Genomic DNA, 11775 nt, shown 5'->3' on the forward strand with positions numbered 1-11775 from the left:
AACCGGGCATTCGCTGCGCATTCATATAGACCGGACCGCTTGGCTTCTGCTTAGCTGCCCGGCTGCGTTGCGCTGACAAAGGAATACATTACGCAGAATCCGGGCACACCGCAAACCACACCCCGTTCCCGGGAGTGTTCCCGCATGAATCCGCCGTTCTTGACTGCAGGCTCAGTCAAGACCTTTGCCCGCTCATGACTGCGCCAAGGTCGCGACCAACTGACATGGCAAACCCACACGGAACCGCAGCGTTGTCTGGCGCCCACTTCAATGGTGCACTTTCGCGAGCACCCCAAGAGTGTCGCGCCAGCGGAGTTGCTCCGGCATGAAGCACGAGGGCCCCAGAAGGCGCGAGAAATTACGCCACCAGCACGCGCGTAGGCACCACAACAATCTCGCGGGCGTGCGGCTCAACCCCAAGCTGTGAGCCGTACATTGCGCGCGACTACGCTGAGCCCATGAACGCAAAAGATAAGCCCCCGGAAATGACCGAATGGGAACGTGAAGTGCTCAACGCGGGTGGGTACACGCCGTCCGCCGAAACACAGCTTCGGCGTGATGCCGAGATTCTTCGGGACCAGAAAGCCGAGGAGGCCACGGGTCGCTCGGAAGGGTCCGCCACAGCTGTCGAGATACCCGACGGTGGTGAACACAGCGCGCAGTAAGCGGGCCAAGCGCTCTGCGTACTGAAGCGAACTCGGCCACTTGGGCGCAGTCCGGAGCACCGATGCATCGCGAGGTCAGCTCCAGTGGATGAGGCTCCCCAGCGGACGTGAGCGCTTCAAGTCAGACGCACCCTCGTTCTCTACGGAATCGGTTCCTTGGGTACACGTCGGTGAGAGCTACTGAGAACGGCCGTACTGAGCTGCGATGGGGCAGTCGAAGGGGTCTCTAGCTGCGAGGCCGACTCTATTGAGGTATTTGATCACAATCCCGTAGGACTGCATGAGCGATGTCTCTGTATATGGAACATTCAGCGTGCGACAGTGCTCTTGCACGATCTGGCTCGCCTTCGACAAGTGCGGCCGCGGCATACTCGGGAAGAGGTGATGTTCGATCTGGTAGTTCAGCCCACCCATCAGCCAGGTGGCCCACCAGCCGCCACGGATGTTTCGAGACGTTCGCACCTGTTTCGTGAAGAAATCAAAGCGAGCATCATGCGCGATCACTGGCATTCCCTTGTGGTTCGGGGCGAATGATGCGCCCATGTACACGCCAAAGAGCGCGAACATCACTCCCAGGAACGCGAAGGCCTTGCCAACTGGGAGGAAGACAAAGATGGGAGTGATCAGTATGGCGAAGCGGGACACGATCAGCGAGAGCTCAATCCAACGCCCCTTCACGGGCCCGCGCTGGCACAGGTGAACGATTCCCTGCAGATGCAGGTTCAATCCTTCGAGCGTGAGCAACGGAAAGAAGAGCCAGCCCTGACGCTTTGTGAGCGCTCGAATCAAACCGCGCGACTGGCCGGCGTCCTCCTCAATAAAGGAGATCGTGTCAGCCTGGATATCTGGATCTCTGCCAATCCGGTTTGGGTTTTGGTGATGACGGGAATGCTTCGAGTCCCACCAGTTGTAGCTCATCCCGATGATCCCGAGAAGTGCGAGAGCAAGCCGATCGTTCGCTGGGCCGGTCTTGAGAATAACGCGGTGCGCGGCTTCGTGGCCGACAAAACCGATCTGGGTGAGGACGATCGCCAACGCAGCGGCAATGAGGAGCTGGAACCAGCTGTCACCCAGGAGAATGAAACCTGTGATCACTGCCCCCAGCGAAACCGCAATGCCAGCGCCCACCATTGCGTAGAAGCCCGGGGCCCGGCGCAAGAGGCCCGACTCGCGCACGATCTGCGAAACCTCCCGATACGCCTTCGCGACAGGAGGGAAGTCGCCAGTTCTGGCGCGCGTTGGGATGAACGGACCCGTGCCCGAAACTTGGGGAGAGTATGTAGTTGTCATGCGCGGCACCGGTTTCGTGGAGAACCGCGAGTCAAGCGATTCATGTTGAGCCAAAGGCAGCTGCCGTTCGCTCCCCTCACGCTACCCAGCCAACCATGCAGCGGGCTGAGATATGCGTTACTGGCAGTCAGCACACAGGCTACATTCCTCGCCGCCTGCGATTTGATCCTCAGCGCCACATTTGCTGACTTGCACGCTCTGGCCCGGGCCATACCAGTGCTGCCAGAGGGCGACTCGCCGCCCTCTGGGAGGAGGGGCATGCAACAGTGCAACTCTGAGGCACGAAAAAGGCCCTGACCTTGGAGCTTTCGCTCCTGGTCAGGGCCTATTTTCTTGCTGTGGCGGGTGAGGGATTCGAACCCCCGTAGGCAGTGCCAGCTGATTTACAGTCAGCCCCCTTTGGCCGCTCGGGTAACCCGCCGTTGTCCGCGCGAACGTGGACGAGCCAACTTTACCCGCTCGGTGCCGCGAACGGAAATCGACCCGGCGTGCCGGGCTTGTCCACCAGGTCACGGCCTCTGTTGCACGGCGCAACGCCGTGGGAGGATCGGGGTATGAGCGAGACTCCCATCACGCGGCCCATGCCCGACGAGCTCCGCCTCCGCGTCGCACGCGGCCCCGCGGCGCTCGACCTCGAGACGTTCCACCGCATCGCGCGTCTCCGGCAGGAGGTCTTCGTCGTGGAGCAGGATTGCCCGTACCTCGACCTCGACGGCCGCGACCTCGAGCCGGGCACGGTGCAGGTGTGGGCGGAAGACGCGGCGGGAGACATCGCGGCGGGCCTTCGGATCCTGAGCGAGACCGATGCTGTGGCGCCCCGCTTCAGCATCGGCCGAGTCGTCACCGCGCCCGATTGGCGTGGACGCGGCATTGCGGGATCGTTGCTGCGCGCGGCGATTACCGAATGCGGGGAGACCCCCATCCAGATTCACGCTCAGTCGTACCTGACCGAGTGGTACGCCGGGTTCGGCTTCGTCACGAACGGCCCCGAATTCCTCGAGGATGGCATTCCGCACACTCCGATGCTGCGCACTCCAACAAGCGGGGACGCCGCCGCGAACGACTAGGGCGCCTCGAGCATCTCGTCGAGACCGGGCACCGGAATCGCAAGGCCGTGCCGGTGGGCGCGCGCAGAGATCGCCTGCTCCCGCAGCAGCGTCAACAGCTCCACTGGGCCAGCCATCGTGACGGTGTCTGCCCAGAGCGCGGCGCGATCGAGTCCGCCCATCCACTCCGCGGCACGCACCGGATCGCCCCCGATCAGGCGCACGCGCGCGGCCGGAAGCTCCCCCGGGCCGAGCGGCCCAGACACCGCAAGGCGCTCCATCCAATCGTCGTCGCGCTCCAACGACACCTCGATCCCCTGCCCCGCGAGCAGGTCGGCAACCGGCGCCGGAAGCACCTGCCCCGTGGAGAGCGAGATCGGAGCGCGGACCAGAAGCGCGGCCGCGAGCACCCGCACGAGCGCGGCGAGCGGGCCATCCTCCGCGAGCCGCACCTGCGTCACCACCGAGCGGGTACGCACGGCATTGCGCTCGATGCCGAGACCAATCGTGTCGCGGTCGACACCGAGCGAGGTGCGCCACACGAGCGCATCGGCGAGCGCGGCACGCCGCACCGCGTCGAACTCTTCGTACGCGAGGGTGGGCTGCGCCGCTTCAATGAGGAGGCGCACCTCGGGGTCGAGCCCACGCAGGTGCAGCGTGTCGCTACGCGTACCCGGCCGCGGCTCCCACGAGCCGAGCGCGAGCAAGCGGTTCGGCCCACCGGCGAGGGTCGGCAGACCCATCACGGCGTCGCCCCAACCGCCGCCCGGCTGCCGCTCGATACGTGCGCCGGAGGTGGGTCGGTTGATCGCGAGCGCCGCCGCGCTGACTTGCTCGACCCAGGCAACAATCTCTTCGCCGTCGTTTGACTGCAGGCCGGCGACGCCACCCCCGCCCGGCGCGTTCTGCATGCGCAGCGCGTCGGAGAGCGAGTGCGCATGCGCAATCGTGAGTACGGGCACGGCGACCGCCCCGCTCCAGCACTCGGACTGCTCGGTGACGCCAATCTTCACCCCGGGGCTCCACAGCCGCCCCTCGGTGTCGAGCTGCTCGGGCTGCACAAGCCACTCTTCGCCGCGGCCGAGCTCGGTGAGCGCGCGCAGCGCGGCGCCGGAGGCCGGCTCCGCGAGCGGTCCCAGTCCGAATGCCAGCGGGTCAGCGTCGCCGGGGCGAGCGGTGTCGCCCGGACGGAGGGCGCGGACCGCGTCGGCAAGCCCCTCCCGGAAGCGCCGGGAGCGAGCCACACTGCCCATCAGGATCACGGCGTGTGCACCGCGGGGATCCCCGCCGCCCGCGCGGAAGGCTGAGGCCACCACATCAGCGATGGCGTGGTCAAGATCGGCCGAGGGGGCGACGAGGATGGTGCCGCGCGCGCGGAACTGTCCCTCGATGCGCAGGTCGGGGCGGCGGCGGGCGAGCTCCTGTCCCACTTCACGCGCGCCCAACACGATCGCCCGGTCGACCTCGTGGTGCGCGGCAAGCTCAGCCACAGTCGCGTCGACCGCCACGGCTTCGATGCGCACGGCGCCCGGGGTCAAGCCACCCGCCTCGCACTCCTCAACGAGCGCGGTCGCGGAACCGAGGAAGCGATGGGGCACCGCCCACAGCACCCCGGCGCCCGCACCGAGCGCGGAAAAGACTGCCTCGGCCTGGTGCGAGAGCGGCGTGCCCGCATCTCCGTGCACGAGAATCAATCCGTCAGACACAAAACTTGCCCCGCGCACCGCTCCGAGCCCGGCGGCAAGCTGCCCCGCGTATCGGGCGGCGTCGACAATGTCGTTCACCTCGGCGTCGAGCTCGGCGACGGGCGCACCCGTGTCGGCGGCAAGGACTGTGAGGAGGCGGTCGCGCGCTGCGACAAGCGCGAGCGCTGAGCGCCGCAGTCTCACTCCACGCGCAGCAGGTCCATGAGTCGACCAGCGTTCCCCCGACTCTCGGGCCGCCAGCGCGACTCGCTCGGGATCCAGGTCGGCAGGCGACAGCGCGACCGTCGCGTTCGCCTCGTCCTCTTGGCCCACCCGCGCGTTCGCGAGTCGCAGCTGCTCGCGCATCCACTCTCGGTTCGCTGGGAGGCTCGCATCGGTGCCAGGCTCGTTGGCGAAGCCGGAGTCGGAGACTGCGGGGATCGCACGCGGCGGGGCGAACTCCTCGAGTTGGAACGCGCCGGTGGCGCCACGGCTGAGCCCGAGCACCGCTGCGGTCAGGCCGCCGGTGTCGAATCGAGCGGGCTCATCGGGTGAGCGGTAGAACAGGGCGCTGTCGCGCTCGCTCGGATCCCACTCGCGGGCGCGCAACTGCGTTCGGTGCGACTCCGGTGCGGCCTCGGTCGCGAGCGCGAAGGCCCGTTCATGCGCCTCCCACTCTGCGGCGAACGTGTTCTCGTCACCGGAAACGAGCGCGTCGACGCGCGAGGGCGCTGACTCGGGATCGGCCGCCTCGCCGGCAAGACCGACGAGCAACTCGACCGCGCCCGCGAACTCGCTCGGCGCGACGACGTGCTGCTCGATCCGCACCTCGATGTCCTCGCCACCATCGGCCACGATCGCCTCGGCGAGACCGGGCACCACTCCCCCGCGCAGCTGCAGCGAGGCGAGCCCGGTGGCGCCAAGCTCCGCGGCACAACTCACCACTGCTGCAAGCACGATGGGATCCTCGCTTGCAATCACGGGGCGCAGCACCGCGGCACGGCCAGGATGCAGTGCGAGCTCAGCAAGTCGGAGGAGCTGCGCGGCCACCGCGTCGCGTTCCTCGAGCACGGGGACGGGCAGACCGCTGGTGATTGCGGCAATCCGCTCCGCGCCTGCGACACCGCCGACGCCGATCACCACCTCAGCGGGTGCCCCGCCCTCTGCCACACGCCGCTGCGCCCACCGGCTCAGGCGGCTGTACAGCTCACGCGACTCGGGCAACTCGGCAAGGAGCCGCGTGCCCACACGCGCCCGATCAAACGCGGGGTCGGCGAGTGCGCGGTCCAACAGGTCCGGAATGAGCCGGGCCCACCGCACGCTCTGCGGTTCGATGTGCAATGTGGTGCCGTGTTCCGCGGCTGCCGCAAGGATGGGCTGCAGCGCGCAGGCCGCCGCGGCGACGTCCGCATCCGCGGACCACTCGGTGCCGCCGGGCACGAGCCGTTCGGGATCGACGCGCATGTGGCCGATCGTGGGGTGCGCAGCGAGCGCCGTGAGTCGCCGTGCCTCTGCCGCAGCCTGCTCTGGCCCGTGCACCGCCAGACCGAGGGGCGCCACCACGGGCACGAGGCCCGCATCTCGATGCCGCCGCAGCGCTTCAGCAAGCGCAGTGATCTTGCCGGGGTCGATCTGTTCGCCCGCGTCGGGCAGGCCCGGCGAGGGCAGCTTCGCGGCAAGCACGAGGCTCGACAGGCGGGTGCGCAGCCAGCGGCGCGCGACCGGCATGACGGCCCAGGGGAGCCCGAGCGAGGCGGCTCCGCCCGCGCGCACCGCAAGGCGGTCTCGAATGCCCATCGATTCGGGCACCTCATGCGCCATCTCGCGGAGCCCCACCGCGGAGGCGAAAGCATCGTCGGTCCCTGCGACAAGGTCGAGCAGCCGACGGGTGAAGTCGAAGCTCTCGGGGTCACGGTGCATCCCGCCGAGCGGGGCGCGGGCGGCCTCGTCGTCACGACCGCGCAGCGCCTCTAGCCAAGCGGCCGCACGTGCCTCGGCCGAAGCGGCGGAAACGGCCCATGCCGTTCCCTGGGGAGACGAGGTGGCTGCCATGACTTCACTCTAGGGTTCGCGCCCCGCTTTTCCTGGAGGCGCACGCCGAAACGCACACGCTCCCGGCCCCCATTCAGGGAGACCGGGAGCGTTCGCGACGCGTCAGGCTATGCGAGGAGTGCGCGATCGTCGAACGTCGCACCCTTGATCTTCGCGAACTCAGCAAGCAACTGCGGCACCGTCAAGTGCGTCTTCTCTTCAGCCGTTGCCTGGAACACAATCCGCCCCTCATGCATCATGATGAGACGGTTGCCCAACTTCAGCGCCTGCTCCATGTTGTGCGTGACCATCAACGTGGTCAACCCACCCTGGGCAACAATGCGCTCGGTCAAATCCGTCACAAGCGCCGCACGCTGCGGATCGAGCGCCGCCGTGTGCTCATCAAGCAACAGAATACGCGGCTGCGTGAACCCAGCCATCAACAGCGACAGTGCCTGCCGCTGCCCACCCGAGAGCAGCCCCACCTTCGCCGGAAGGCGCTTCTCAAGCCCCAACTCCAACGACTTCAGCTCTTCGACAAAGCGCTCGCGCAGCGAACGAGTGAGCGCCAGCTTCAGCCCACGGCTCCGCCCACGGCGTACCGCGAGCGCGAGGTTCTGTTCGATCGTCAGGTCGGGCGCGGTGCCCGCCATCGGATCCTGGAATACCCGGCCCACGTACTGTGCGCGCTGGTGTTCCTTCAGCTTGTTGACGCGCTTGCCGTCAATTTCGATTGTGCCGGTGTCAACCGTGTACCGGCCCGCAATCGCGTTCAGCAGCGTCGACTTGCCCGCGCCGTTCGAGCCGATGACGGTAACGAAGTCACCCTCATTAAGCTTGAGGCCGAGGTCAACGAGCGCCTTCCGCTCATTGACGGTGCCCGGGAAGAAGGTCTTAGAGATCTGATCGATCGTCAGCATGCGGTTACCTCCCCGCGGTCTCGGTCGATGCGCCGGCGGGTGCGGCGCTCGGGGCTGCGGTCTGCGGTGTCCCCGTGGGGTCCGATTCACGCGGTTCAATCTTGCCGCCCCGGTTGCGCAGCGACGGGAGCTTCTTCAGGAAGCCCCAGCGCGGCAGCAGCAGCGCCGCGACCACGAGCACCGCCGTCACCAGCTTCATGTCGTTCGGGTTCAGACCAGCCTGCAGCGCAAAGAAGATAATGAGGCGGTAAATCACGGCGCCAAGCACCACCGCGAGGCTCGCCAGCCAGATGAAGCGCTGACCGAAGATCGCCTGCCCCAAGATCACCGAGGCGAGACCGATCAGAATCAGGCCGATGCCCATGCTGATGTCCGCGAAGCCCTGGTACTGCGCCACCAGCGCACCGCACAGTGCCACCAGACCGTTCGAGAGTGAAAGCGTGAGGATCTTCGTGCCATCGGTGTTCACACCGAAGCTGCGGATCATCTGCTCGTTATTTCCCGTCGCCTGAATCGACAGACCCAGGTCGGTCGACAGGAACCAGTCGATCACGATCTTGAGCAGGATCACGGCCACAAAGATGATGCCGATGCCCGCCCAGGTGCCCAGCACGCCGGCATCCTTCAGCGGGGTGAAGACGGTTTCAGCGCGCAAGAGCGGCACGTTTGCCTTGCCCATGATGCGCAGGTTGATCGACCACAGCGCGATCATCGTGAGAATACCCGCGAGCAGACCGTCGATCCGGCCCTTCGTGTGCAGCAGACCGGTGATTGCACCGGCGACCAGGCCCGCCGTGGCTCCGGCCAGCGTCGCGAGGATGGGGTTCTGCTCGAGCGTGATCAGCGACGCCGCGACCGCAGCGCCCGTGGTAAAGCTGCCGTCCACGGTGAGGTCGGGGAAGTTCAGCACTCGGAAGGTGAGATACACCCCGAGCGCCATCACTCCGTATATGAGACCCAGTTCGAGCGCGCCGATCATCCGGTTTATTCCTTGCGTTCGGGACACGGAATCCGGCGGATTCCCGTCCGTGAATGGGAAGAGTGGCTGCCGCGCGTGCGCGCGACAGCCACTGCTTCAGGGGTACTGCGTACGGATCTACTCTACGACGGTCGCGTCGTCGAGGATCGACTTCGGGATCTCAACGCCCATGCGCTCCGCAGCCGCGGGGTTCACCACATAGCTGAGCTCAGCCGGCGTCTCAACCGGGGTCTTCGCGGGATCGGCGCCCTCAAGGATCTTGATGGCCATCTCGCCGGTCTGCTTGCCAAGCTTCGTGTAGTCGATGCCGTAGGTAGCAACCGCGCCACCCTCGACGGTGCCGGGCTCAGCGCCGATCACGGGGATCTTCGCCTTCTCCGCGACCTGCACGAGCGATGCGATGCCCGAGACCACCATGTTGTCGGTGGGCACGTAGATCGCGTCGACGTCGCCGAGGGCCTCGGTGGCCTGCGCGATGTCGTTCGCGGTGGTCACGGTCTTCGTGACGATCTCGAGTCCGAGCTCCTTGGCAACCTTCTCAGCCGCCTCGACCTGCACCTGCGAGTTGACCTCGCCCGATGCGTAGACGATGCCGACCTTCTTCGCGTCGGGCTTCAGCTCGGTGATGATCTCGAACTGCGTCTTCAGCGCGTCATCGGGCACGGCGTCAACCGTGCCGGTGACGTTGGCGCCCGGTGCGTCCATCGACTTGACGAGCTCCGCCGACACCGCGTCGGTCACTGCGGTGAAGAGCACGGGCTTGTCGGTGATCGCCTGCGCAGCGGCCTGCGCGGCGGGGGTCGCGACCGCGAGCACGAGGTCAACGTCCGAGGTCGCGAACGTCTGCGCGATGGTCACCGCGGTGGCCTGCTCGCCGTTCGCGTTCTGCACATCGAACTTCACTGTGTCGCCGTCGACATAGCCCGCATCGATGAACGCCTGCTTGAAGCCCTCGGTCGCTGCGTCGAGCGCCGGGTGCTGCACGAGCTGGCTGATGCCAATGCTCACCGTCTCGGGCTTCGCGGCATCGTCGCCGCCAGAGCTATCCGAGGGTGCGGAGGAGCAGGCGCTGAGCGTGAGTGCGGCGGCCGCGCCGAGGCTCGCGAGTGCGAGCATGCGGCGGCGAGATGAAATCTGTCGCATGTGTATCAGGTCCTTAGCAAATATGGATCCGCCCTGACCAGAGCCAGGGCGCACTGTGTGGTCCGAGGCAAAAGCCCCGACGTCGCCATCGTAGACCGCGGAGCGGGCGCAACGGCAACTTCTGACACATTGTGATGCGGACGTTGCGATCCCAGTGCCTGAGCGGGTTTCTGCGCCAAAACGCGCACAGGGGCGAGCGCCCGGCTGCCAATCCGTTCCGGATCCTGCAGCACAGCGCTCGCCCCTGGACGAGATGAAAGTTACGGCTATGCGAGGAGTGCGCGATCGTCGAACGTCGCACCCTTGATCTTCGCGAACTCAGCAAGCAACTGCGGCACCGTCAAGTGCGTCTTCTCTTCAGCCGTTGCCTGGAACACAATCCGCCCCTCGTGCATCATGATGAGACGGTTGCCCAACTTCAGCGCCTGCTCCATGTTGTGCGTGACCATCAACGTGGTCAACCCACCCTGGGCAACAATGCGCTCGGTCAAATCCGTGACAAGCGCCGCACGCTGCGGATCCAACGCCGCCGTGTGCTCATCAAGCAACAGAATACGCGGCTGCGTGAACCCAGCCATCAACAGCGACAGTGCCTGCCGCTGCCCACCCGAGAGCAGCCCCACCTTCGCCGGAAGGCGCTTCTCAAGCCCCAACTCCAACGACTTCAGCTCCTCGATGAACAGCTCGCGGCGCGCCTTTGTCAGGCCGAGACCCAGCCCGCGCGGCTTGCCACGCTGGAGCGCGAGCGCGAGGTTCTGCTCAATGGTCAGGTCGGGAGCAGTGCCCGCCATCGGGTCCTGGAACACCCGGCCGACGTAGCGAGCGCGCTGGTACTCCTTGAGCTTCGAAACGGGGTTTCCGTCAATGGTCAGCTCGCCCGTGTCGACCGTGTAGCGGCCCGCAATCGCGTTGAGCAGCGTCGACTTGCCCGCGCCGTTCGAGCCGATGACGGTAACGAAGTCACCCTCATCAAGCTTCAGGCTGAGATCAACGAGCGCCTTCCGCTCATTGATCGTGCCGGCAAAGAAGGTCTTGGAAATCCGGTCAATGTTCAGCATGGTGTTCTTACCTCTCCACCGGGACGGTCACGCCCGTCGTTGCCGATGCCACGGGGTCGGGTGCGGGGTCTCCCCCGCGCTTGTTCCCGCGATCCCGCAGGGATGGCAGCTTCTTCAGGAAGCCCCAGCGCGGCAGCAGCAGCGCCGCGACCACGAGCACCGCCGTCACCAGCTTCATGTCGTTCGGGTTCAGACCAGCCTGCAGTGCAAAGAAGATGATCAGTCGATAGATGATCGCGCCGAGCACCACCGCGAGGCTCGCGAGCCAGATGAAGCGCTGACCGAAGATCGCCTGGCCCAAGATCACCGAGGCCAGACCGATGAGGATCAGACCGATGCCCATGCTGATATCCGCAAAGCCCTGGTACTGCGCCACGAGTGCACCGCAGAGGGCAACGAGACCGTTCGACAGCGAAAGGGTGAGAATCTTCGTACCATCGGTGTTCACACCGAAGCTGCGGATCATCTGCTCATTATTGCCGGTTGCCTGAATCGACAGACCCAGGTCGGTCGACAGGAACCAGTCGATCACGATCTTGAGCAGGATCACGGCTACGAAGATGACCCCAATGCCCGCCCACGTGCCGAGCACGCCGGCGTCCTTCAGCGGCGTGAAAATCGTCTCCGCGCGCAAGAGCGGCAAATTCGCCTTGCCCATGATGCGCAGGTTGATCGACCACAGCGCGATCATCGTGAGAATACCCGCGAGCAGGCCGTCAATGCGGCCCTTCGTGTGCAGCAGACCGGTAATTGCGCCAGCGACGAGACCGGCTGCGCCGCCCGCGAGGGTGGCGAGCACCGGGTTCTGGCCCGCGGTAATGAGGGAGGCCGCGACCGCGGCACCCGTGGTGAAGCTGCCGTCGACGGTGAGGTCGGGGAAGTTCAGCACGCGGAAGGTGAGATACACCCCGAGCGCCATCACGCCATAGATGAGGCCCAGCTCAATTGCGCCGATCAT

General features: G+C 66.1%; 9 protein-coding genes and 1 tRNA gene. 2 read left to right on the forward strand and 8 right to left on the reverse strand.

Annotated features, from left to right (window positions below; genetic code table 11):
- Positions 1 to 458: 458 nt before the first annotated feature.
- Positions 459 to 665 carry a hypothetical protein gene (locus D3226_RS00005; RefSeq protein WP_202380407.1) on the forward strand — a complete coding sequence of 69 codons (207 nt, stop codon included), beginning with the start codon at positions 459 to 461 and terminating at the stop codon, positions 663 to 665.
- A gap of 177 nt (positions 666 to 842) precedes the next feature.
- Here the strand turns inward: D3226_RS00005 and D3226_RS00010 are convergent, their stop codons facing one another.
- Both D3226_RS00010 and D3226_RS00015 read right to left on the reverse strand, forming a co-directional pair.
- Complete coding sequence (locus tag D3226_RS00010; RefSeq protein WP_202380408.1) at positions 843 to 1955, reverse strand: fatty acid desaturase family protein; 1113 nt, start codon at positions 1953 to 1955, stop codon at positions 843 to 845.
- Positions 1956 to 2294: 339 nt separating this feature from the next.
- Positions 2295 to 2376, reverse strand: a tRNA-Tyr gene (locus tag D3226_RS00015).
- Positions 2377 to 2509: 133 nt separating this feature from the next.
- Between D3226_RS00015 and D3226_RS00020 the strand changes: the two genes are divergently transcribed.
- A complete protein-coding gene (locus D3226_RS00020; RefSeq protein ID WP_202380409.1) occupies positions 2510 to 3022 on the forward strand; it encodes a GNAT family N-acetyltransferase in 513 nt (170 codons plus the stop codon).
- Here the strand turns inward: D3226_RS00020 and D3226_RS00025 are convergent.
- The 6 genes from D3226_RS00025 to D3226_RS00050 all read right to left on the reverse strand — a co-directional run bounded on the left by D3226_RS00025 (position 3019) and on the right by D3226_RS00050 (position 11775).
- Positions 3019 to 6738, reverse strand: coding sequence for a proline dehydrogenase family protein (locus D3226_RS00025; RefSeq protein ID WP_237462155.1), 3720 nt, complete (start codon positions 6736 to 6738; stop codon positions 3019 to 3021). The genes D3226_RS00020 and D3226_RS00025 overlap by 4 nt on opposite strands.
- Before the next feature lie 107 nt (positions 6739 to 6845).
- Complete coding sequence (locus tag D3226_RS00030; protein WP_202380410.1) at positions 6846 to 7637, reverse strand: ABC transporter ATP-binding protein; 792 nt, start codon at positions 7635 to 7637, stop codon at positions 6846 to 6848.
- A 4-nt stretch (positions 7638 to 7641) separates the two neighbouring features.
- On the reverse strand, positions 7642 to 8616 hold the full coding sequence (locus D3226_RS00035; protein WP_202380411.1) for an ABC transporter permease: 975 nt from the start codon (positions 8614 to 8616) through the stop codon (positions 7642 to 7644).
- A gap of 117 nt (positions 8617 to 8733) precedes the next feature.
- The gene (locus D3226_RS00040; protein WP_202380412.1) at positions 8734 to 9759 is read right to left on the reverse strand and encodes an ABC transporter substrate-binding protein; all 1026 of its coding nucleotides are present in this window, start codon (positions 9757 to 9759) and stop codon (positions 8734 to 8736) included.
- 266 nt (positions 9760 to 10025) lie between these two features.
- On the reverse strand, positions 10026 to 10817 hold the full coding sequence (locus tag D3226_RS00045; RefSeq protein ID WP_202380413.1) for an ABC transporter ATP-binding protein: 792 nt from the start codon (positions 10815 to 10817) through the stop codon (positions 10026 to 10028).
- A gap of 7 nt (positions 10818 to 10824) precedes the next feature.
- Entirely contained in the window at positions 10825 to 11775 is a 951-nt protein-coding gene (locus tag D3226_RS00050; protein ID WP_202380414.1) for an ABC transporter permease, read from the reverse strand.

The sequence above is a fragment of the Leucobacter chromiireducens subsp. chromiireducens genome (genome assembly GCF_016758255.1).
Lineage (GTDB): Bacteria > Actinomycetota > Actinomycetes > Actinomycetales > Microbacteriaceae > Leucobacter > Leucobacter chromiireducens.